At 66.0% G+C, this 23,280-nt stretch carries 17 protein-coding genes; 11 read left to right on the top strand and 6 right to left on the bottom strand.

Annotated features, from left to right (window positions below; genetic code table 11):
• The first annotated feature begins 38 nt into the window (after positions 1–38).
• Positions 39–419 carry a TIGR04076 family protein gene (locus tag Q4F91_RS07310; RefSeq protein WP_368660981.1) on the top strand — a complete coding sequence of 127 codons (381 nt, stop codon included), beginning with the start codon at positions 39–41 and terminating at the stop codon, positions 417–419.
• A gap of 8 nt (positions 420–427) precedes the next feature.
• Here Q4F91_RS07310 and Q4F91_RS07305 read toward each other — a convergent pair whose 3' ends face one another.
• From Q4F91_RS07305 to Q4F91_RS07295, 3 genes are all read right to left on the bottom strand, one after another.
• Entirely contained in the window at positions 428–1,042 is a 615-nt protein-coding gene (locus Q4F91_RS07305) for a TetR/AcrR family transcriptional regulator (protein WP_303336248.1), read from the bottom strand.
• Positions 1,043–1,305: 263 nt separating this feature from the next.
• Positions 1,306–2,907, bottom strand: a complete 1,602-nt coding sequence (locus Q4F91_RS07300) for an ABC transporter substrate-binding protein (protein WP_303336246.1) — start codon at positions 2,905–2,907, stop codon at positions 1,306–1,308.
• A gap of 320 nt (positions 2,908–3,227) precedes the next feature.
• Positions 3,228–4,670 (bottom strand): carbon starvation protein A, encoded by a 1,443-nt coding sequence (locus Q4F91_RS07295; RefSeq protein WP_303336244.1) that lies wholly within the window; start codon positions 4,668–4,670, stop codon positions 3,228–3,230.
• Between the two features lie 873 nt (positions 4,671–5,543).
• Here Q4F91_RS07295 and Q4F91_RS07290 point away from each other — a divergent pair.
• Positions 5,544–6,419, top strand: coding sequence for a TetR/AcrR family transcriptional regulator (locus Q4F91_RS07290; RefSeq protein ID WP_303336242.1), 876 nt, complete (start codon positions 5,544–5,546; stop codon positions 6,417–6,419).
• A 156-nt stretch (positions 6,420–6,575) separates the two neighbouring features.
• On the opposite strand, the gene Q4F91_RS07285 is transcribed toward Q4F91_RS07290, so the two are convergent.
• Together Q4F91_RS07285 and Q4F91_RS07280 are read right to left on the bottom strand one after the other, a co-directional pair.
• Positions 6,576–7,349, bottom strand: a complete 774-nt coding sequence (locus Q4F91_RS07285; protein ID WP_303336240.1) for a basic amino acid ABC transporter substrate-binding protein — start codon at positions 7,347–7,349, stop codon at positions 6,576–6,578.
• A gap of 317 nt (positions 7,350–7,666) precedes the next feature.
• Positions 7,667–8,446, bottom strand: coding sequence for a basic amino acid ABC transporter substrate-binding protein (locus Q4F91_RS07280; RefSeq protein ID WP_303336238.1), 780 nt, complete (start codon positions 8,444–8,446; stop codon positions 7,667–7,669).
• Between the two features lie 495 nt (positions 8,447–8,941).
• On the opposite strand from Q4F91_RS07280, the gene nikR reads away from it, so the two are divergent.
• Both nikR and Q4F91_RS07270 read left to right on the top strand, forming a co-directional pair.
• Positions 8,942–9,445, top strand: coding sequence for a nickel-responsive transcriptional regulator NikR (nikR, locus tag Q4F91_RS07275; protein WP_303336237.1), 504 nt, complete (start codon positions 8,942–8,944; stop codon positions 9,443–9,445).
• Positions 9,446–9,973: 528 nt separating this feature from the next.
• The gene (locus Q4F91_RS07270) at positions 9,974–11,614 is read left to right on the top strand and encodes an amidohydrolase (protein WP_303336235.1); all 1,641 of its coding nucleotides are present in this window, start codon (positions 9,974–9,976) and stop codon (positions 11,612–11,614) included.
• Positions 11,615–12,046: 432 nt separating this feature from the next.
• Here Q4F91_RS07270 and Q4F91_RS07265 read toward each other — a convergent pair whose 3' ends face one another.
• Positions 12,047–12,208, bottom strand: coding sequence for a hypothetical protein (locus Q4F91_RS07265; RefSeq protein ID WP_303336232.1), 162 nt, complete (start codon positions 12,206–12,208; stop codon positions 12,047–12,049).
• 718 nt (positions 12,209–12,926) lie between these two features.
• On the opposite strand from Q4F91_RS07265, the gene Q4F91_RS07260 reads away from it, so the two are divergent.
• The 7 genes from Q4F91_RS07260 to Q4F91_RS07230 all read left to right on the top strand — a co-directional run.
• A complete protein-coding gene (locus Q4F91_RS07260) occupies positions 12,927–15,434 on the top strand; it encodes a TonB-dependent receptor plug domain-containing protein (protein WP_303336230.1) in 2,508 nt (835 codons plus the stop codon).
• Positions 15,435–15,472: 38 nt separating this feature from the next.
• Complete coding sequence (locus tag Q4F91_RS07255) at positions 15,473–17,302, top strand: extracellular solute-binding protein (RefSeq protein ID WP_303336229.1); 1,830 nt, start codon at positions 15,473–15,475, stop codon at positions 17,300–17,302.
• Between the two features lie 3 nt (positions 17,303–17,305).
• Positions 17,306–18,400: a microcin C ABC transporter permease YejB gene (locus tag Q4F91_RS07250; protein WP_303336227.1), complete on the top strand. Its 1,095-nt coding sequence runs from the start codon at positions 17,306–17,308 to the stop codon at positions 18,398–18,400.
• The gene (locus Q4F91_RS07245) at positions 18,397–19,452 is read left to right on the top strand and encodes an ABC transporter permease (protein ID WP_303336225.1); all 1,056 of its coding nucleotides are present in this window, start codon (positions 18,397–18,399) and stop codon (positions 19,450–19,452) included. Before Q4F91_RS07250 ends, Q4F91_RS07245 begins: the two co-directional genes overlap by 4 nt.
• Positions 19,449–21,125, top strand: coding sequence for a nickel ABC transporter ATP-binding protein NikE (gene nikE, locus Q4F91_RS07240; RefSeq protein WP_303336223.1), 1,677 nt, complete (start codon positions 19,449–19,451; stop codon positions 21,123–21,125). The genes Q4F91_RS07245 and nikE overlap by 4 nt, the downstream gene beginning before the upstream one ends.
• A gap of 3 nt (positions 21,126–21,128) precedes the next feature.
• A complete protein-coding gene (locus Q4F91_RS07235) occupies positions 21,129–21,908 on the top strand; it encodes a DUF3450 family protein (protein WP_303336220.1) in 780 nt (259 codons plus the stop codon).
• Positions 21,908–23,280 (top strand): MotA/TolQ/ExbB proton channel family protein (locus Q4F91_RS07230; RefSeq protein ID WP_303336218.1); only part of this gene is annotated, 1,373 nt, incomplete at its 3' end. The genes Q4F91_RS07235 and Q4F91_RS07230, both read left to right, overlap by 1 nt.

Here is a 23,280-nt window from a genome sequence, read left to right as displayed (position 1 = left end):
TCCTTCAGCTCCTGGACGAGAAAACTGATTGGGTGTAGATTCCGCGGCTTTTAGGCTTTGATGCGGAACTCGCCGCCGAGTACGGCATCGAGCGCCTCGGACCCTGTCCGCTCATGCGAAAGGGCCAGGAGTTCCTCGCCGACTACGCGAAGCCCGAGGGCATGTGCGACGAGGCCTGGAAGGCAGTCTATCAGTACGTCTTTGCGCTCGCCCACGGCGCGTCGGGCGGGCTCTTCTACTACGGCGACTGGATCAGGAAGCCCGGCGTCGCCATCGTCTCCTGCAACGACGGGCTGAGACCCGTGATCATGAAGCTCGAGGCGACCGACATCGAGTCGCTGCCGCCGGGTGCGGAGCCCGCGGGCGGGGGAGAGGGGTGCTGCTGCTCCGGTGCCTGCACCGGCTGCTGCGGCAGGTAGGACAAACGTCAGGCGGCCGGCAGGACGAAGAGCTTCTCGACCGTCTCGCAGACGGAGCGGCGCAGTTCCTCGCGCCGCCCGTCCACGTCCTGGCTGATCGCCGGACCGAAGGCGTTCGTCGCGGTCCAGGAGGTGGCGATCGTGAGAAGCATCGTGTAGATCACGTCCGCGGACCACTGCTTTGTGATGCACCCCCCGGCCTGCGCCTTCTCGATGCGTTCGAGCTGCCTGGCGAGACTCTCGCCCTCGGGAAGAGGAAAGTCGCGCTTGCCCGCGAAACCCCGCCACATGACGAGGCGCATGAGCCGGGGGCGCTCCATCGCGAAGTCGAAGATCTTGCCCGCGTACTCGGCGATCGTGAGTCCGGTCACGCCGACCGTCTCGTAGAACTCCGCCACGGCCTCCCGGATCACCATCTCGAAGAGCTCGTCCTTGCTGCCGAAGTACTCGTAGATGAGGCTCTTGTTGGCCTTCGCGGCCGTGGCGATGCGGTCGACGCGCGCCCCGGCGATGCCGTGCTCGGCAAACTCATTCGCAGCCGCCTCGTAGATCCGCCTCCGGGTGGCCTCGGAACGACGGTTTTGCTTCCGGGCGGCGGGACTGAGCTTTTCAGCAGTAGGCATCTGAACTTTTGAGATTGGGAAGGCTGCGGGAAGTGGCACATCAGATGTGCCGCAGTCTCTTATTGTACTTTTGCCGATGCCAAAAGGCGATAGCGCGCACGGGAGAAGCCTATTCCAGTGGCGCCGTCATCGTTCCGGATCAATGCATTCCCGGTCACAGTACAACAGGCCCGGGCGCGGACCGGGACGGCGGACCGGGAAAAAACTGCGCCGGCGCTCAAGGAGGAACGCCGGCGCATGTTCTCAGAGGAAGGTCCCCGGGTTTACTTGACGTTGACCCATTCCATCGTCAGGCGGTTGTCCGGACGGTGGACCACGTCGACGTTCTTCTTCATCGCCCAGGTGATCATCAGTTCGTGCACGGGGATGTGCATGACGTTCTCGCGCTCGACGCGCAGCGCCTCGGTGAGGAGCGCCGTGCGCTTCACGGGATCCTCCTCGGCGCGGACCTTGTTGAGCGCCTCGTCCATCGCCGGCACGGAGACGCGGCCGATGTTCGAGATGCCGTCGCCGGTCGCCTTGTTGAAGGTGGCCGAGAGCGACTGCAGCGAGTAGAGGGCGTCGAAGGTCGGGCAGCCCCAGCCGACGAGGCCCGCGGAGGTGTCGAACGAGAGCACCTTCGGGAAGTACTTGGCGCGCGGCATCGTGTTCACCTCGACCTTGAGGCCGATGCGGGCCCACTGGCTCGCGAGCGCCTTGCACGTCGCCTCGTCGTTCTGCCAGCGGTTGTTCGGGCAGTCGAGCGTGAAGCCGAAGCCCTGCGGGTAGCCCGCCTCGGCGAGGAGCTTCTTCGCGCGGCTGACGTCATAGGCGGGGGGCTCGCCGACTTCCTTCGTCCAGCCGTTGATGATCTGGGTGACCACCGTGCCGCTCGGGTTCGAGAGGCCGCGCATCACGCCGCGCTTGATGCCGTCGCGGTTGATCGAGATGAAGAGGGCCTCGCGGACGCGCACGTCCTTGAAGGGGTTCTGCGCGAGGGGCTTGCCCGCGGTGTCGCGGATGTAGGGCGAGGCGTCGCGGTGCTGGTCGAGCGAGACGAGAAGGGCGCGGTTCTCCGGGCCCTCGGTCACCTTGATGCCGTCGGCTTTGCGCAGACGCTGCAGATCCTGCGGCGCCGGATCGATGAGGAAGTCAACCTCGCCCGAGAGCAGGGCGGCCGTGCGGGTCGACGCGGAGGCGATCGGGCGGAAGGTGGCCGTCTCGACGTTGCCCGGGCGGTTGGCCTCGTCCCACCAGTCGTGGTTCGCGACGAAGACGGTCTTCACGTCCTCCTGGCGGCTCTCGAGCTTGAAGGGGCCGGTGCCGTTGGCGTGGCGGGCGGCGTAGGACTCCTCCTTGGCGATGTAGTCCTGGGGCTCGAGCGCGCCGTGGGCCTTGGCCCAGGCCTCGTTCATGATCTTGAGGTCGACGATCTGGTTGAGAATCACCGGGGAGCCGTTCGTCGTGCGGACGAGCACCTCGTTCGGGCCCGCCTTCTCGGCCTTCACGATGCCCTCGCAGGAGCTCTTGAACTGGCTGCGGGGATTGAGCGCGCGGTTGATCGAGAAGACGACGTCGTCGGCCGTGAGAGTCTCGCCCTCGTGGAACTTCACGCCCTCGCGGATCGTGAAGAGGAAGCCCTCGGGAACGCGCTTCCAGCCGGTCGCGAGCGCGGGCTCGAGCGAGCGGTCCTGGCCGCGGCGGATGAGGCCCTCGTAGACCGCGGAGATGGCGGTGATGTTGAGGTTCTCGTTCTGCGAGTGGATGTCGAAGGTGAGAATGTCACCCGCGCTCGCCCAGGTGAGATCGGCGGCGGAGACGCCGCCGGCGGCGAAGACGAGGGAAAGGGCGGCGGCAGCGGCGGAAAGACGGATGCGGCTGGACATCGGGAGGTGGTCTCCTTGGGGTGAAGAATCGGACCGGCTCGCCCGGGTGAACGGGGCGCGGTCCTGTGTTTGAAGTCAATTCGAATATTTTGCCGCGACGGGGCGGCCGAGACAAGGCCGCGGCCTAGGGTGTTTGCCGTGTCTCTCATGGCCGGACCCGCTGCCGCGGAAGTGTTTTCCGGAAAGTTTCCCGGGTAGCGGGCAGACAAAAAGCGGGCGGCCGCAGGAATCTTTTTCTCCTGCGGCCGCCCGCTTCCGAACGGTTCCGTCTCACCCCTTTAACTGACTCCGGGGTGATCCGGGATCTGTTTCTTTACAGATCAGAGGTTCAGATCATCACCCTCGATCGGCTTCTTGCCGAAGGCAAGGAGGCAGCCGAGGCAGACCACGGCGACGACGACGCCGATGATCTCGGAGACGCCGATGTCAAGGCCGAAGCCCATCGACTTCTCGTAGCAGATGTAGGTAACCGACGCGGCGGTGATGAAGGTCGCCGGCAGCGAGCAGATCCAGTGGCACTTGCCGCGGCGGAGCAGATAGGCTGCGGCCGCCCAGAACATGATGCCGGCCAGCGTCTGGTTCGACCAGCCGAAGTAGCGCCAGATCACGTTGAAGTCGATCTGCGAGAGGACGATGCCGATCGCGAAGAGCGGGACGGCGATCAGGAGACGCTTGGCGGGCTGGACCTGCGGCATCTTGAGGATGTCGGCGATGGTCAGGCGGGCGGCGCGGAAGGCCGTGTCACCGGACGTGATCGGGAGCACGACGACGCCGAGGATGGCGAGGATGCCGCCGAAGCCGCCCATGAGGGCGAACGAGGTCTCGTAGACGACGTTGGAGGCCGTGCCGGCGTTGATCGAGGCGAGGAGCGCCTGGGCGTCCGGGTAGAAGGTCATGCCGACGGTGGCCCACACGAGGCCGATGAAGCCTTCGCAGACCATGGCGCCGTAGAACACGAAGCGGCCTTCCTTCTCGTTGTCAACGCAGCGGGCCATCAGCGGCGACTGCGTGGCGTGGAAGCCGGAGAGCGCACCGCAGGCGATCGTGATGAACATCAGCGGCCAGAGCGGGAGATCCTTCGGGTGCTGGTTCACGCCCCACTCGGCCCAGCTGTAGAACTGCTCGGGCATGGTGACGAAGAGCATGATCGTGATGCCGGCGGCCATGATGAGGAGCAGGGCGCCGAAGACCGGGTAGATGCGGCCGATGAGCTTGTCGATCGGAACGAGCGTCGCGACGAAGTAGTAGGCGAAGACCACGCAGAGCCAGAACTTGAAGTCGAGGGACTCAGGCGTGAGCTTGGCGAGCAGGCCGGCCGGGGCGGTCGCGAAGACGACGCCCACGAGGAGGAGCAGCAGCACCGCGAAGACGCGCATGATCCACTTGGCGGTGTTGCCGAGGTTGAGACCGACGATCTCGGGCACGTTGGCGCCGCCGTAGCGCAGGCTCATCATGCCGGAGAAGTAGTCATGCACGGCACCGGCGAAGATGGTGCCGGCGACGATCCAGATGAGGGCCGTCGGGCCGTAGAGCGCGCCCATGATCGGGCCGAAGACCGGGCCGACGCCCGCGATGTTCAAGAGCTGGATGAGCCACAGCTTCCACTGCGGCATCGTCACATAGTCCACGCCGTCAGCGTGGGTATGGGCCGGGGTGGCGCGCTCCGGGCGGATGCCGAACACTTTCTCGACAATCTTGCCGTAGACGACATAGCCGATGATCAGCAACGCAGTTGCGATCAGGAACCACATATAACGAGGCATTTGTTGTTTCTCTGTTGAGTTTCTGAGGAGCACCGAGGAGTCATCAGTGCCGCCGGGCTCATCCCAGGCAGAAACAATTCCATTCTGTCTGAGTGATCCCTTTTTATCGGGTGATCCCCGTTCACGGACGTCCGGAATTCCCCGCGAATTACTCCGCAGGAACTAGTCATTCCGCATGAGAAAACCGCTCTGAAATTTAAGACTGACTCCTGGATGCCTCCGAGGCGAGCGTCCTTCAGAGAGGTCTCCGCATGCGAAAAAACGGCCGGACGGGCCGCAGGAACGGAAACTGCCCTCATCTTACTTCTCTGCCAAAAATCAGCATCTAAGGGAAAACCCGTGATTTTTTTAACGAACTACCCGGGATCCCCTGTCGCTCTAGGGAGATGAGGAATTATGAATTCGTATTCAAATTCCCCGGATTCCCTGCGGCAGAGGCGATTCGGGGAAAAAACAACTTTCCGTGACCGACGTTTGAACTCCGCGCGGCACTTGACGTGAATTTACGGACGCCCCGGGAAAACGTGAGAGGGTTTTCCCCGATATTTTCGGGTTAACCCTCATACAAGTCATTCCCGCCATTCCGAGCAAATCGAGCCGGTCCGGAGAGACCTGAAGAACTCACCTGAAAGACAGAGGCGGAGCGCTGTCGCAAGAGACCGTTTTTCCGCGACGGCCCGTACGCCGTCCCCGGCCCCCGGTGCCGCGGTCGGATGCCCCGGATCCTGCCGCTGCAGATATAGCGTCCTGGCAACGGATTCAATCGGAACCGACAATATTTCTCATTACTTGCTTGTTTCTTAGTATTGTGCAGCGATACAATTATCTGCACAGGAAGCCTGACATCTTCCGACAAACAGAGGAGAGCTCAACATGGCAAAGAACAGGAAGTCAAGGAAGAAGAACCTGAGAGGGCAGATTCTCGAGGCGGCCTACACCGTCTGCGACCGCACCCAGTCATTCGATATCACTTTCAAGGACATCGCGCGCGAGCTCGGCGTCCCCAAGGCCGAGGTGAAGGCCGAGTTCGAGTCGGTCGAGGAGATCATCCGCACGCTGCTTGATGCCGCCGCGGAGAATTTCCGCGCCCGCATCGACAAGGTGAGGGGCTCGGACCACGAGGACACGATCCGCAAGCTCGCCTTCGTCTACGTGAGCCACATCGCGCGCCACGCCGACTCGCTCAACGTGCTCCCCGCCTATCCGAGGGAGTTCGAGATCCTCGCGCCGCGCTTCCGCAACACGCAGGAGTTCGTAGCCCAGCGCGTCGCCGAGGAGCTCGGCGTCCCCTGGACCGAAGACGTGAGAAGGGCGCTCGTCGCGACGGCGAGCTTCGTGATGCTCTATGCCGCGAGCCAGGGCAGCCGCGTCATCTTCCAGAACGACCGCACGGTCGAGGTGGCGGTCGGCGCCTTCAGGCGCGCCGCCGGCATCGCCGTGAACGACGAGTCCGTTCCCGGGGTGAAGACCGCCGCCGAGGCTCAGCAGCCGGAGAAGAAGAAACCGGCGAAGGCCAAAAAGGCGAGGAAGGAGAAGGTCGATCAGCGGCCCGTGGACCTGCCGCCCAGGACCGAGCCTAAAGCCGCGCCGAAGGCGGAGGTGAAGGCCGCGACGCCGAAGGCGGCTCCCAGGCCCGCCCGCAAGCCGGCATCAGCCGCGAAGCCCGCTCCGGCGGCGAAGGCTGAGGCGAAGCCCGCTCAGAAACCGGCCGCCGCGCCCGCTCAGCCGGCCAAGGCGCCGACGGTCTGACAACCGTTTTTTTCCCTCTGCCGCCCGGCAACCCAGGGCCGGGAGGCGAGGGAAGAAAGCAAAAGAAAATCCCGCGCCCCCTGAAGTAGAGAAAGGGAGGCGCGGGATTTTTTTGTCACCCGCCCTTCCGGGGAAGGGCGGTGAGGAGGCGCGGAATTACGGCAGCTCCGGGTCGGCGTCGACGCCGAACCACTTCTTGTGGAGTTCGTTGAAGGTGCCGTCGGCCTTGAGGTCCTTCAGCGCCTTGTCGATCTCGGCCTTGAGCTCCTTGTTGCGCTTGCCGATCACCATCGCGAAGAGGTCGGCGGTGGCGATGGGCTTCAGGTGCGTCGTCTGCTCGGCGATGTTCTTCGACTGCGTGAGCATGTAGTCCGTGACGGGCTTGTCGTTGATCACCGCGTCGGCGTTGCCGGCGATCATGTTGAGGACGGCCTCGTTGGCGCCCGAGAAGGTGGTGACCTTGGCGCCGGGGATCTTCTTGGCGAAGGTCTGGCTCGTCGTGCCGAGCTGCACCGAGATGCGCTTGCCCTCGAGGTCCTTGAAGTCAGCGATCTTGGCTGGATTGTCCTTCGCGACGATGATCGTCAGGCCCGACTTGTAGAAGGGCGTGGAGAAGAGAACGCGCTTGCCGCGCTCCGGGGTGACGGAGAAGCCCGAGGCGCCCACGTCGACGGTGCCGGAGAGCACGGCCGGGATGATCGCGTCGAAGCCGATGGTCTCGATCTTCAGATCGCGGCCCATCTTCTGCGCAACCGCACGGATGAGATCCACCTCGAAGCCCTGGACGGCGCCCGTCTGGGTGTTGACGAACTCAAACGGCGGGAACGTGGGGCTCGTGGCGACGGTGAGGGTGTCGGCGAGCGCGGAGCCGGCGAGGAGAAGGGCGGCGGCCGCGGCGGCGGCGGTGCGCTTGATGGTCTGGAGCTTCATCGTGTTTTCTCTTTGACGCGTTTGACAGGAATTCGGCGTCCGCCTGCGGTCCGGGGCCGGGAAGCGGATTGCGCGTCAATATATCGAGCGGCCCGGCGGAGCGCATCTTTAAAAGATGTCCCTTTGCGTCAGATCAGAAGCGCACGGCCAGGGTAAGTAATTGCCTGAAATTCAGCACTTTTTTGCCGACAGCTTACCCTCGAATTGTCGACAAATGATCCCGGGGCGACAGGAAGTGCAAAAGCGCGGCATTCCCCGGGGAGGAGTGCCGCGCCTTTCACTGCTTCGCCTCACTCAAGCGAGGCGTGCGGGAGGAATCACGGGAGCTCGGGATCGGCGTCAACGCCGAACCACTTCTTGTGGAGCTCGTTGAAGGTGCCGTCGGCCTTGAGGTCCTTGAGGGCCTTGTCGATCTCGGCCTTGAGCTTGTCATTGCCCTTGGCCATGACCATCGCGAAGAGATCGGCGGTGGCGATGGGCTTCAGGTGCGTGCACTGGGAGGCGAGGCTCTTGTTCTGGGCGAGCATGTAGTCCGTGACGGGCTTGTCGTTGATGATCGCGTCACCGTTGCCGGCGAGAACATTGAGGAGCGCGTCGCCGGCGGAGTTGAAGGTCGTCACCTTGGCGCCCTTGATCTCCTTGGCGTAGGTCATCGAGGTCGTGCCGAGCTGCACCGAGATGCGCTTGCCCTCGAGATCCTTGAAGTCCTTGATGCCGGCCTTGTTGGCGTTCGGGACGACGATCGTGAGGCCCGACTTGTAGAAGGGCGTCGAGAAGAGGACGCGCTTGGCACGCTCGGGGGTGACCGAGAAGCCCGCGGCGCCCGTGTCGATCGTGCCCGAGAGGATCGCCGGGATGATCGCGTCGAAGGACATCGTCTCGAGGTGCAGTTCCTTGCCCATCTTCTTGGCCATGGCGCGCACGAGGTCAACCTCGAAGCCCTGGATCTCGCCCGTCTGGGAGTTGTAGAACTCGAACGGCGGGAAGGTGCCCTCCGTGGCGACGCGCCATGTGTCGGCGGCGGAGGCCGAGCCGCAGAGCATGAAGGCGGCGGCGGCGGCGAGGGCGGTGCGGCGGGTGAAAGTTCCGAGTTTCATTTCAATGTCCTCAAAATTTGTTGCAGCGTGCTGGTGTTGTCTGGTTCACGTCGGACGGCAGTTCGTGAAGCCTCCGGCTCGTACTCTCACCCGTGCTCATCAAAGAGAATCTCTGCCGGTGTGAGGCCCCGGGAGCGGAGCTGCCCGCCCGGGCGCCTTCGGTGCGCCGTCCGTGAGAGTGAATATAGGGCCCGCAACCCCTCGCGTGTGCTCTGCGGGGCCTGTCCGGACCCGCCAAATCAACGGATGTTTGCCCCTTTCCGTCGCCGGGTAGTCCCTGCCCCCTAGTTGACGGACTTCGCACGGTTTTTCCCGTCCGCGGTCGTACGAAAACCGCATTTTTGTCGACAAAAACCCGGGGCAGTTTCTGCGCGGCGCTCACGGCCGTGAGCCGCATTGAGTATCCTTCTCCTTTGAGAACCGCCCGTCCCGGCGCCGTACCGGGCCCGGGGCGGCATTTCTGACCGTTCTTGCATCAGTGGGAGCCAGCAGGCCATGCAGCGAATCACCATCTCGATCGATGACGACCTCGCGGAGGACTTCGACCGCCTCATCGCCGAGCGCGGCTACCGCAACCGCTCCGAGGCCTTCCGCGACCTCATCCGCGGCGCGAAGGCCGACGCCGCCGTCGCCTCGCCGGACCCGGACGCGATCTGCGTCGCCTCGGCGAGCTACGTCTACGACCACCATGAGCGGCAGCTCTCCACCCGACTCACCGAGATCCAGCACGCCCACGGCGGCCTCGTGATCTCGCTCATGCACGCGCACGTGAGCGGGGACGACTGCCTCGAGACCGTGTTCCTCAGGGGCCGCATCGCCGAGGTGAGGGCGTTCGCGGACGCGCTCGTCGCGGAGCCCGGCGTGCGCCACGGCGCGGTGAGCATCGTCCCCGTTGACGACATGAGCCACGGGCACGCGCACCCCCATGATCACGATCATGACCATTCCCACGGACATGACCACGATCATGTCCACACGCATCCCCACAGCCGCGGCTGACGCGCCGAGAGGACACGGGAATGCCTGCCCCGACAGGGGTTCCCTTCCGTTCCGGGATGCCGCCCCGGAAAATCACATTATCAAGTGCACAATGGAAAAGCGCCGTGAACCGAAGATCCGCGGCGCTCTGCACTAAAACGAAAGGGCGCAGGAGAAGCACGGCCCCGATTAGCCCCTCCGAAGAGGGACCTCCGTACAGCCCTGCGCCTGAGGCGTATTTTGCATGCGCCTGCGCGGAAGTGCATCCCCTAAATCGATGTGCCCCGTTAATTGGAGGGTTTTAGTTTCGGAAGATTGATGCGGCCTCGGGTCTTCTACTCGCAATCGATTAGGTTGTTTCTCTGATCCGACGCGACGCAGCTCTTCAGGAGTCACTGCAGCCCGGGAGGCCTCTCATCGGCCCCCTCCCGCGCGCTTAGAATGCGGTGAATCGGCGGCGCCCCGTCCCCGGGGCCGCCTTTTCCCCGAAGACCACGAACAACCGCAGAGAGCTCCGCGCCGCCCACGGGACCGGGCGCGGCATCCACCATGACGATCCGCTATCACTACCAGAATGTCTGCGCCTTCCCCGGCGTCACCGGCAGGCCTTTCCTCACGGACTTCACGGTCGAGGACGGCAGGTTCATTCCGTCCGACGAACACGCCCCGGACGGCACCGAGATCCGCACCATCGACATGCGCGGCGCCTTCGTGATGCCGGCCTTCATCGACACGCATGCGCACCCGACCGGCGTGGCCATGACGCTCGGAGCGGTGGCCTGCACACCCCCGAAGGTCAATTCGATCGACGAGCTCGTCGAGGCCCTCAGGGCCTCGCCCGCGGCGCAGTCGGGCGAGGGCTGGATCGACGGCTGGGGCTATGACGAGAGCCTTCTCGCCGAGAAGCGCTCCCCGACCCGCGAGGACCTCGACCGCGTGAGCACCACGCAGCCCGTGTTCATCCGCCGCTCCGACTACCACTCGGCGGTCGTCAACAGCAGGGCGCTCGAGCTCGCAAAAATCACCCGCGAGACCCCGGACCCCGCCGGCGCCGCCTTCGGGCGCGACGCCTCGGGCGAGCCCGACGGGCGCCTGATCGAGCTCGGCGCGGTCGAGTTCGTCGAGCACGCGGCCAAGCCGCCGAAGACCTTCGAGTCGAGCGTCGAGACGCTTCTCGAGCTCGGCCGCCACTACCTTGACCACGGCATCCTCGCCACCTCGGACATGATGGCCGAGCGCGCCGCCCCGGGCACGGATCCCGCGAAGGACCCGCTCGCGCTCTACCGCGCGGCGGCCGGGCGCGGCATGCCCGTCGAACTCAATCTCTACGCCGTCTGGAAGGGCGGCGAGGACCCCTTCGGGATGCCGGACTTCTCGCTCGACGAGAAGACGGGCGCCGTGAGATACGTGGGCGTGAAGCTCTTCGCCGACGGATCGATCTCCGGCCGCACGGCCGCGGTGCGCAATCCCTACCTGCCGCCCCCCGAGGGCACGCCCAACGAGTTCCCGAACGGCATGATGATCCTCACGGAGCCGGTCTTCCGCGCCGCCGTGGCCTGGGCGCGCAGGAACGGCGTCCAGTGCGCGATCCACATCATGGGCGACACCTCGATCGACGCGGTGCTCGGGTGGCTCGAGACCGAGGAGCCCTGGCTCGAGGGGATGGCGAGCATCCGCCTCGAGCACGTGAGCATGCTGCGTCCCGATCACCTCGACAAAATCGAGAAGCTCGCCTGCCGCCCGGCCCTCACGACCCAGATCATCTTCCCCTTCGCGGAGTGGAGGAGCTACCACGCGGCGCTCACGCCCGAGGACTTCGCCGTCTGCTACGCCGTGAAGAGCATCGCCGACAGGATCGACACCTTCGCGCTCTCCTCGGACGCGCCCTGCACGACCTGGAGCGACACGGACGATGTCTTCGTCTGCCTCGAGGCCGCGGTGACGCGCCGCGACTCCGACGGCGGCCTGATGAACCCGGGCGAGGCGATCCCGGTGGGCACGGCGCTTTCGCTCTACACGAGCCGCGCGGCGAAGGTGATGCCGCTCGAGGGCACGCTCGGCGTCATCGCCCCGGGCGCCCGCGCGAACTTCATCACCCTCTCGGCCAATCCCTTCATGATCGCCCCCTCCAAACTGAGAAGCCTCTCCGTCACGGGCGTCTGGAAGGACGGCGAGAAGCTTTTCGGGTGAATCGCCGGCACCTGAGGCACTGAAACCTGCGCCCCGGCCTTCGTCACGGACGGAGGCCGGCGCAGGACTTCCGCGTCATCTTCAGGCAACAGTCTCCGGACAACGCCCCCGGGTTCCGCGGAAAGAAGGGAGGGGGCCGTGCCATTTCAGCCCCCTTGACCGGAAGCCGCCCTCGGCCGGCTTCCTTCGCCCGGGCGGTGACGCAGGTTCCCCTCCGGGAAGCGCTGCGGAGAATGACGGATCAATGAATCCGCGGAATCACGGCAGACGCATCGTGGAACTGCCGTTCGAATGGATCCAGGAATCACCGCCTCGCGTCGAACTCGATCCGCTGGAATTGATGTAACTGTCACCGACGCGGCTTGAGCTCGATCCATCAGAGTGAATGTAGCTGTCGCCTGCGCGGCTCGAGCTCGAGCCGTCCGCAAGAATTTAGATGTCGCCGACGCGGGTTGAGCTTGAACCGTCGGAATTGATATAGCTGTCACCAATTCTCATGCCGGCCGTGCCGTCCGAATTGATGTACATGTCAGCCGAGGCGGTGCCGCAGAGAAGCAGACAGGCAAGGGCGGAGAAAAGAGCAGTCCTGTGCATGAATGAAAAATCCTTTCAGGGAATGGGAATGAACCGGGCCGGGCGGCGCATGCCGGCCCCCGCGGCCCGATGTTTACAGAGAAACCCGGGACAGGCCGTCGTCAGGGCACTCTGCCGCAGGAAGCCTGCCCCGGAGATCATAGGGACGAAAGCGGGAGAGGGAATCAGTTTGCATACCGAATCAACCGTCAGTTGCCGTGCATCAAGACTTCCGGAACGGTCCGTCAGAATCCGCCCTGCGGTTCAGGCATGATCATTCAAATCGCCGGCCGGTCAGGACGGACTCCCGTGATCAGCCTCGTCAGCCTGAGGCCTGGGAACAGCCGTCGCGCGCATTCATTTCACCGGAAGCGAAGCCAGCCCCAGAGGAATCAGATAAGTCCGTTCATTCCATTTCCCTGAAGAAGTCATTCACGGAATGCACTCCCGCCTCTCCGTCATTCATTCTGAAAAAGAAACGTGAAAAAGTCCGCCATGACGGAAAAATGGATCGCGAATGGCTTTCGACATACTCCGCCGATGACAGCGGACAGACGGGGACACATCAAAAGCGCGAAGACGCCCCCTGGAGGACGGAGAGCGCCGGGTGACAAAATTGCGCAGCTGAGAATGATAATGAAGCAATATTGAGTAATATCTGACAGTCCTTCCGTGCCGCCCACTGCCCGCCGGTGCGGTCCGGAACGGATTCCCCGAAATTTGAGCCATCTCTGCGAACATGAAGACACCCCTGACGGAGGAAAAGAATTTCAGGCTGAACGCGGCCGCTCTTGCCACGGCGCTCGCGCTCTCCGCCGCCTTCCCGGCCGCAGCCGACGAGACCGGCGGAGCCGGTGAGGTTCACCGGCTCGAGCCCGTGACCGTGCTCGAGGGCGAGGAGTCGACGGGCAGGACCGTCCTCACCGAGGCCGAGCTCAGGGTGCTGCCGACCGCGAACACCTCCGTCACGGACGCGCTGCGCGGCGAGTCCTTCGTGCAGTTTGACTACAACTCGAGGAGCGGCGCGCTCGGCGCCGAGATCACCCCCGCGCAGATCTCCATCCGCGGCGGGCGCAACTGGGAGAATTCGTTCCTCATCAACGGGCTCTCGAACAACAATTCGACGAGCCCCTCGGGCTGGGACTCGACGCTGCAGTACAGCTCCTCCCCGGTGGGCGACGCGCAGAGCATCATGCTCTCGACCGATCTCCTCGACTCGGTCGTCGTGCTCTCGGAGAACATCCCGGCGGAGTACGGCGACTTCGCGGGCGGCGTAATCGACTCGCGCATCCGTGACGCCCAGACGGACCGCTGGCACGTGAAGACCTGGATCCGGCACACCCGCGACAGCTGGGCGCATCAGTACTGGATCCCCGGGAGCGAGGAGGAGGCCAACGACCAGCCTACCGCCACGGACGGACTGCAGAAATCGTTCAAAAAGTACTGGGGCGGCGTCACTTTCGACGGTCCGCTCTTCGACGGGCGCCTCGGCGCACTCGTCTCCTACCAGAAGACCTATGCCTCGACCCCGGTCTGGGGAAGCGAGCGGACAAACTACGAGAACCACTCCTCGAAGCGGGAGATGGACTCCTTCCTGCTCCGCCTCAACACCCCGGACACGGAGGACTTCTACGTCGCCGGCACGCTCGTCTACTCGCCCTACGAGGCCGAGCTCTACGCACCCCTGGTGCGGGACGGCGAATGGAAGCAGAAGGGCGGCGGCTGGGCCTTCACGCTCAACACGCGGCTCACCGCCGACCTCGGCACCTGGACCAACGACTTCGGCTGGAACCGCTCCGAGGTGAGCATCGATGCCTCCAGCAATGTGATGTACACGTGGCTCACCAACCCGGAACTCACCAACTGGCCGGGCTGGAGCACGGGCGAGACCGCGCACGAGGGACTGCAGGGCGACCGCGAGATCACGCAGGACTCCTTCAACCTCAAGTCCGTCTACGACTTCAACCCGGTGGACCTCGGAGGGTCGCTGCATCACTTCCGCGGCGGCTTCGAAGGGCTCTACAAGCGGGCGAAGTACGATTTCGAGGGGTTCACCATGTTCGCGAGCCCGCTTGCCTACAGCGGCGTGACGGGCTCGTACGCGGACGGCATCATCGAGGGCGAGCAGTTCGCCCGCAGCGTGACCATCCGCGACCCGTTCCAGCGGACGGCGGACTACTTCACGCTCGCGCTCTTCGCCGAGGACACCGTCACCTTTGACCGGATGACCTTCCGCCCGGGCGTGCGCGTCTCCTATGACGACATGACCGGCAACGTCAATGTCGCGCCGAGGTTCCTCGCGAACGTCGACATCCTCAACGACCGGCGCTTCAACCTCTCGGGCGGCTTCAACCGCTACTACAGCGGCGCGATTCTCTCGCACGCGCTGCAGCAGTCGGCGCCGAGGACCACGATCACCCGCCAGGTCGACGAGGACGGCTACGTCCACGAGACCCGCAGGACCACCGGCACATCCACGTATTACGACACCCGGTCGCTCGAGACGCCGTACTCGGACGAGTTCACGCTCGGCTTCTCGGCCAATGTTTTCGATTCGGTCGTGCGTCTGCAGGGCGTGAAGCGCGAGTACAGAAAGCAGCTCAAGCTCACCACCGTCACGAGCTCGGACGAATACGCCTACACGGCGACGAACGCCGGCTCGACCGACTACTGGAGCATCACGCTCTCGCTCGAGAAGGCCTTCGACCTCGGGAGATTCGGCCGCCACCGCGCCGAGCTCGGCATCACCCGCAGCGACCTCACGACGAACGGCGCGACCTGGGGCGACAGCTACGACGAGAACTTCAGCTCGAGCTACAGCCAGGACTGGGTCTATCTCGACGACGTGCTCACGGCGAAGAGCGACATTCCCATGGGGAACTACAACTCCGACTGGGTCGTCACCTACACGCACGAGGCCTCGTTCTGGGAGAACCGCCTCAACGCGACGCTGTGGCTGCGCTGGGAGTCCGCGGCTGACCGCCTCTACCAGAACGGCTACGCGCGCGGCAGCGACGGGCTGCGCATCTACAGGTTCTACACTGCCCGTTCGAAGCAGCTCTTCAACGCGGACCTAGCCGTCAACTGGGACTTCCTGAAGGCCGGGGACGCGACGCTGACGCTCAACTTCGAGGTGCTCAACATGTTCGACCGCCGGAACCTCGTGAACACCTCGACCACGAGCTCCGCCTCCGGGACGTATATGATGGGCCGGCAGTTCTTCCTCGGACTCACCTGCACCTATTGAAACGGGCGCAGGCTCCGGATCCTCAGCAGCGTTCCCTCATGCAGCCCTCCCGCAGAGCCGTCCTCTCCGTCTTTCCCTCGCTCGCAGCGCTCTCCGTCTTCCCGGCGGGGTCGCTCCTGCCGCGCCGCGCCTGCGCCGCCCCGCGCCCGGTGCTCGGCATCTGGGATGACGCGGCGCCCGGCGCCGACGGGCCGCTGCCGCGCGTCGATCCGGCTTCACCCAGGGGCGGAACGCTGCGCACGGGCGCCGTCGGCACCTTCGACAGCTTCAATCCCTTCGCGCCCCGCGGCGTGAAGGCGGCGCTTCTCAGCCTCACCTACGACCGTCTCGGCGAATCCGTCTCCGGCGACGAGTTCATCATCCGCGGCCAGATCGCCGAAACCTTCGACACGGCCCCCGACCGCCGCTCGATGACGGTGCGGCTGCGCGAGGGCGTCACCTTCTCGGACGGCTCCCCGGTGACGGCGGCCGACGTGGTGTGGAGCTTCGAGGCGCTCATGCGTGACGCCTCGCCCACCTTCAGGAGCTACTGGCGCGAAGTGGAGGGCGCGAAGGCCCTCGACGGGCGAACGGTGCGCTTCACCTTCCGCACGGACGGCAACCGGGAGCTCCCGCTCATCACGGCCCAGATCCCGGTGCTGCCGTCAAGGTGGTGGCAGGGAAGAAACCTCGGAGACCCGCTCAAGACGCCGATGCCCGGCACCGGTCCCTACCGGATCGCCGACCGGCGCCTCGGGGAGAGGCTCGTCCTCGAGCGCGTCCGCGACTGGTGGGGCGACGGCCTCCCCGCGAACGCCGGCCGCTGGAACTTCGACCGTATCGAGGTCGAGTACTACCGCGACTGGACCGTGATGCGCGAGGCGTTCTTCGCCGGGAACATGGACTACTACATCGAGCGCACGATCAAGGACTGGAAGATGGGCTACGACGTCCCCGCGGTCCGCTCGGGCGCCATCGCGCGCGCCGAGGTGCGCACACAGTCCGCCTTCGGGTTCTCCGGCATCTTCATGAACACCCGCCGCCCCGTGCTCGCCGACCGACGCGTGCGCGAGGCGCTCTCGCTGATGTTTGACTTCGAGGCGGTCAACCGCACGGTCTTCTTCGGCGCCTACGACCGATGCATGAGCTATTTCACCGGCACGAGGTTCGAGGCCGCCGACCCGATGACGCCCCGGGAGAGGGAGATCCTCTCGGGGCTCCCCGGGATCACGCCCGAAGTCGTCAATATTTATGAGAAGCTCCCGGACCTCGGCGCGGCCGCAGGGAATCCCCGCGCGAGGCTGCGCCGGGCGCTGCGGCTGATGCAGGCCGCGGACTGGAAGCTCGGGAAAGGCGTGCTCAGGAACGCCGCGGGCGAACCCTTCCGGCTCACCATGCTGCTCTCGTCGGCCTCCATTCAGCGCGTGCTCTCGCGCTGGGCGAATGACCTGAGGCAGCTCGGCGCCGAACTCGAGCTCACGCTCGTTGACCAGACACAGTACGTGAACCGCCTGCGCCACTACGACTTCGACCTCGTGCTCGCGACGGCGAGGCAGTCCGTCAACCCGGGCAACGAGCAGCAGTACTTCTGGGGCTCCCGGGCCGCGGGAGAGCCCGGCACGAGGAACTACTCCGGCATCCGAGACCCGGCCGTGGACCGCCTGATTGAATCGATCGCCCGGCCGGCCTCCCGGGAGGACCTCCTCGCCCACGTCCGGGTGCTCGACCGGCTGCTCCGCTGCGGGCACTACGCCGTGCCGGGGTGGCTGAGCCGCACCTCCCGCATCGCCTGGTGGCGCGACCGCATCGAGCCGCCCCGCGGCAGGGTGCCAGAGGGCGACGTGATCGACGTCTACTCGTGGCACGCGGCCGGGGAAGGGCAGGGCTGAGGCATGCTGCAGTACCTCCTGAAGCGCCTCGGGCTCGTCATACCCACGCTGCTCGGCATCTTCACGCTCAATTTCTTCGTGATCCAGATGACCCCGGGCGGGCCCGTCGAGCAGTTCATCGCCTCGCTCGAGGGGACGGGCTCGGTCTGGATGGAGCGCGTCGGCACCGCCCAGGGCGACCCGGGCGCGATGTCCGCGGCTGCGGAGCCCGCCTCGCAGGGGCTTCTGCGCGGGACGCCCCCGGAGATCGTCGCCGCCGTCGAGCGTCTCTACGGCTTTGACAGGCCCGTGGGCGAGCGCTACCTCGACATGCTCGGCGACTACCTGACCTTCGACTTCGGGGAGAGCTTCTTCAAGGCCGACCCGGTGATATCGCTCATCCGGGAGGCGCTTCCCGTCTCGATGACGCTCGGCATCTGGAGCACGCTCCTCATCTACATGGTCTCCGTCCCGCTCGGCATCGCCCGGGCGGTCAGGCGGAACTCCGCCTTCGACGTCTGGACGGGCACCGCGGTGGTCGTGGCCTCGGCGATTCCGGGGTTCCTCTTCGCCGTGCTTCTCATCGTCCTCTTCGCCGGGGGCTCGTACCTGCAGATCTTCCCGCTCCGGGGCCTGCACTCGCCGGGCTTCGAGGAGATGAGTTTTGCCGGACAGACGCTCGACTACCTGCATCACATCTGCCTGCCGGTGATCTCGCTCTCGATCGGCGGGTTCGCGGGACTGACGCTCCTGACAAGGAACTCCTTCCTTGATGAACTCGGCAAACAGTACGTCGAACTCGCCCGAGCCAAGGGCGTGAGCGAGCGCACGGTGCTCCTCGGCCATGTCTTCCGGAACGCCATGCTGATCGTCATCTCGGGGCTCCCGGGCACGTTCGTGCGCATGTTCTTCGCGGGGTCGCTGCTCATCGAGACGATCTTTTCATTGAACGGCCTCGGGCTCCTCGGGTTCGAAGCGACGATGCAGCGCGACTATCCGGTGATGTTCGCGACGCTCTGGATCTTCACCCTGATCGGGCTCGTGGCGAACATCGCGGGCGACATCGTCATGCACTTCGTCGATCCCAGGATCGACTTCACGGCAAGGGGGCGCGCATGAGCTCGGTCGCCGCCCGCCGCTGGAGAACGTTCAAGGGCAACAGGCGCGCGTACTTCGCGTTCCTCCTCTTCGCCTTCTGCTTCGTCGTGAGCCTCTTCGCCGAGGTGCTCTGCAACGACCGCCCCGTCGTGCTCCGCGCCCACGGCGAGTGGTTCGCGCCCGTTTTCCAGACCGTCACCGAGAAGGACCTCGGAGGCGACCTCGAGCTTGCCGCGGACTTCAGCGATGAATACACGCTCGAGCTCATGGGCGAGGACGCCTTCGCGCTCTGGCCGCCCGTGCGGCACTCCTTCCGCTCGATCGCCCGGGATGTCGAGCGCTTTCCCGCGCCGCCTTCGGCCTCCAACTGGCTCGGCACCGACGACCAGGGCCGGGACATCCTCGCGCGCCTTGTCTACGGCTTCCGGCTCTCGGTGCTCTTCGGGCTGTCGCTTGCCGCGGTGAGCTCCGTGATCGGCATCGCTGCGGGCCTCGTGCAAGGCTGGTACGGCGGCTGGGTGGATTTGGTCGCCCAGCGCCTGATGGAGATCTGGTCCGGGATGCCGGTGCTCTATCTCATCATCATCCTCTCGAGCCTCTTCGCGATGAACTTCTGGCTCCTGCTCGCGATCATGCTGCTCTTCGGCTGGATGCGGCTCGTGGGCCTCGTGCGCGCCGAGACGCTGCGCGTGAGAAACCTCGACTACGTCCGCGCGGCGAGGGCGCTCGGGTGCTCGGACGCCCGCATCATGCGCGTGCACGTGCTCCCCAATGCGCTCGTCTCCGTGATCGCCGCGCTCCCCTTTGTGGTCAACGGCTCGATCGCGACCTTGACGTCGCTTGATTTCCTCGGCTTCGGCCTGCCGGCGGACTATCCGTCCTTGGGCGAGATCATCGCCCAGGGCAAGAACAATCTCTACGCGCCCTGGATCGGGCTCTCCGGATTCCTCACGCTCGCCGGGCTCCTCGTGAGCCTCGTCTTCATCGGCGAGGGCATGCGCGATGCGTTCGACCCGCGCGTCTTCCTCGCCGAGTCCGCGGACGGGACGGAAAGAAAGGAGGAGGCGCGATGACCGCCCCCGTCCTCTCCATCCGCAGTCTTTCCGTTGGCTTCGGAGCGAAGACTGTCGTCTCCGACGTGTCGCTCGACGTCGCCGCGGGCGAAGTCGCCGCGCTCGTGGGCGAGTCGGGATCGGGAAAGTCCTTGACAGCCCGCGCGATTCTCTCGCTTCTTCCCCCCGGCGGCCGCGTCACGGCGGGCGACATCCTCATCGAAGGCAAGTCCGTCCTCGGCCTTTCACCGGCGGAACTGCAGGAACTGCGGGGCGGGCGCGTGGGCATGATCTTCCAGGATCCGCTCGCCGCTCTGAATCCGCTCAAGCGCATCGGCGAGCAGGTGGCCGAGGCCGTCACGGCGCACGAACCCTCTCTGGCGAAGCGCCCGAGGGAGCTTGAGGCCCGTGTCGTCTCGCTTCTCGCCGAGTCCGGGCTCGACCGGGCCGCGGAGCGCCTGCGCGCCCGGCCCCACGAGCTCTCGGGCGGCCAGCGCCAGCGCGTCGTGATCGCGATCGCCATCGCCTGCCGCCCGCAGGTGCTTGTCGCCGACGAACCCACGACCGCACTCGACGCGGGGCTGCAGGAGTCGGTTTTGAGGCTCCTCCTCACGCTCGCGCGCCGGCACCGCATGGCGCTGCTTCTCATCAGCCACGACCTCCGCCTCGTGCGCCGCGCGGCGGACGTGCTTTACGTGATGCGCCGCGGCCGCATTCTCGAGCGTCTTGACTGCTCCGCAGGCGAGGCCGACGCGCCGAAGAACCCGTATTCGCAGCTGCTCCTCAGAACAGGCGAGGACGTCTGGGCCGAGGACGAGCTCGCCGCCGCGTCCCCGGGAAAGTACGCCGCGCTGCGCGCCGGGACGCTCCCGCCGCTCCTCGCCGCTCGGGGCCTGACGGTGGAGTACAGGAAGGCCGGGAAGGGATTCCTCAGCCGGGCCGGGAAGCTCACGGCGCTCGCGCCCCTCGACCTTACGGTGGGCGAGGGCGAGACCCTCGGCGTCATCGGCGAGTCGGGATCGGGGAAGTCGACGCTCGCCATGGCGCTCCTGCGCCTCATCGCGAGCCGGGGCGAGATCACCTTCCGCGGCATGCGGATCGACGGAAAGAGCTTCCGGGAACTGCGCCCCGTCCGGTTCCTGATGCAGCCGATCTTCCAGGATCCGTTCTCGTCCTTGAACCCCCGTCTCTCCGTGCGCGACATCGTGGCCGAGGGACTCGCCGCGAACGGCCTCGCCCGCTCGGACGAGGACACGGACCGCCGAGTTTCCGCGGCGCTCGCCGACGTCGGGCTCCCGGCCGACTACACGCGGCGTTTTCCCCACGAGCTCTCCGGGGGCGAGCGGCAGCGCGTCGCCATCGCCCGCGCGCTGATCCTTGAACCAAGGCTCCTCATTCTCGACGAGCCGACGTCGTCGCTCGACCGGGCGCTGCAGTTCCAGGTGATGGAGCTGCTTCGGGATCTGCGCCGGAAGCGCGCGCTCTCCTCAATCTTCATCACCCACGACCTCTCGCTCGTCAGGAGCTTCGCGCACCGCGTGATCGTGCTCCGCGAGGGCAGAGTGGTCGAGGAGGGGTTCACAAAGGACGTATTTTCCGCACCGAGCTCCCAATATCTCCGACAATTGCTGAATGCGCAGTCCGGAAGCGGACCGCTCAGTGTTGATACCAGGGAAGTCATCGAATCAGATTGAGCCATGAAACCAGGAAAGTTCAGCTGCCGTGTGCTTGCCGCCGCCATGGCGGTCTCGCTTGCCGCCGGCTCCGCCGCGGCTGCGCCGGACTCGCCTCAGGCGGAGCTCTCGCAGGCGCTCGCCGCTGACCGGGCCGCCGCGGACTTCACGCGCTCCGCGGGCGACCGCGAGAAGGCGCTCGTCGCCGGGAACCGCAGCACGGCCCTCGAGATCCAGCTCCTCGAGCTTCAGGAAAGGAAGCTCATGCACACCCGCGAAGCCCTGAAGGAAAGGATCGCCCGGCTCGAGGAGGCTGAGCGCCGCTGGGCCGAGATCTCGCTCTTCATCGAGAACGACCTCTTTGACGCCTCCGCGAGACTCAACGACACCGTGAGGGAGGGGCTTCCCTTCCTCAGGACGGAAAGGGACGAGCGCGCCCGTTTCGTCACGGAGTCGGTGAACGACCCCGCGCTCTCCCTCGGGGAGAAGTTCCGCCGGACGGCGGAGGCCCTCACTGCCGAGGCCGCCTACGGCGCGGAATGTGAAATGACAACCGAGGAGGCGGCGCTCGACGGCCGCCGGACGACGCTCACCGTGATCCGCACGGGACGCGTCGGCCTCTGGGCCCTGACGCTCGACCGCAGCAAGGCGGGCGTCAGGTCGGACCCGGAGACGGGCTTTAAGAGCGACCCGGAGCTGCTTCCCCTCGTCACGGCCCTCGCGGAGACGCTCGCCGGACGCTTCAAGGTGACGCTCCCCCTGATTGAGGTGCGGAAACCCGCGGCCGCGGAGGAGGCGAAGTGATGAAACGACAGTCACTCACCCGCATTCTCGTCACCGCGGTCGTTGTGCTCGCTGCGCTCACCCCGGGCGCATTCATCGAGGGGCAGGCGCTGGCCGCCGGAACCGACCGGGCCGCCGCGGCCGGCGAACAGGTGAGCGCGGTCGCCCGCGCCGTCACCGCCGAGGCCGAGGCCGACCGGGCAAACGCGGACGCCGCGCTCTCCGCGCAGGAATCCCGCGCCCGGGAGCTTGCCGCAAGGAAGGCCGCGCTCGAAGCGTCCGTCGCCGCGCTCACCGGGGAGGTGTCCGAGCTCAACGACAGGTACGCGGAGCTCTCCGCCCTTGACCGCGCCGAGGCCGCGAGCCGCTCGACGCTCGAGAGCGCCGTGAGGCTTGCCGCGACCGCCGCGGCCGAGCGGGCCGCCGTCTCGCCCGCGGGCGCGCTCGGAAGGCTCCCCGTGGAGCAGCTCGAAACGCTCAGAACATCGCGCGAGTTCCCGTCGATCGCGGAGGTGCGGGGTCTCGTCGACTACCTCTTCGAGGAAATGAAGGCGACGGGCGAAGTCCGCGCCGTCGCGGGGGAAGTCCTCCGGGCAGACGGCAGCGCCGTCCAGACGACCGTCTATGTCGCGGGCGGCCTCACCGCCGTCGCGGAGGTCGACGGACGCCCCCGGTGGCTTCTTCCGGTCGAAGGCGGCTTGAAGCTCATGACCGCACCGGGCGAGCCCCCCGCGGCGCTCAAGCGAGACCTCGGCAAATGGCTCGCCGGGACCTCGGAGCTGCTCCCCGCGGACGTCTCGGGCGGAACGGCCTTCCGCAATTTCCGGGGCGGCGAGACGCTCCTCGGGCACTTGAACGCCGGCGGCGTCATCGTCTGGGTGATCCTCGCGATCGGCGCGCTCGCCCTGGTGCTCGGCGTCATTCATCTCGCGCGGCTGCTTCGTGTCAGGGCCCCGGAGCCGGCGCTCATGACCGAGGCGCTCGGGCTCGTCTCCGAGGGCAGGCTCGGCGAGGCCGCGGCGAAGCTCGGCACCGCTCCGGAGCGGTGCCTCTCCGCGCGGATTCTCGCGCGGATGCTCGAAGGGGGCGCCGGGTCCGTCACGGGGCTCGAGAAAAGCCTCGACGAAGCCGAGGAGCTGATGCTCACGCCGCTCGGCAGATGCATCTCGCTCGTCGCCGTCGCGGCGGCCGTGGCGCCGCTCCTCGGGCTCCTCGGCACCGTCACCGGCATGATCAGCACGTTCGACGTGATCACGCTCTTCGGCAACGGCGACCCGAAGCTCCTTTCGGGCGGCATCTCGGTCGCGCTCATCACCACGGAGGTGGGCCTCGTCGTCGCCATCGCGCTCATGGGGCTCCACTACCTGATGTCGCGCCGGCTTGAATATGTCAC

The organism is Sutterella sp. (genome assembly GCF_030539355.1).
Taxonomy (GTDB): Bacteria; Pseudomonadota; Gammaproteobacteria; order Burkholderiales; family Burkholderiaceae_F; genus Sutterella.
The sequence above is the reverse complement of the archived record's forward strand: the minus strand, read 5'-3'. Positions and strand labels throughout refer to the sequence as shown.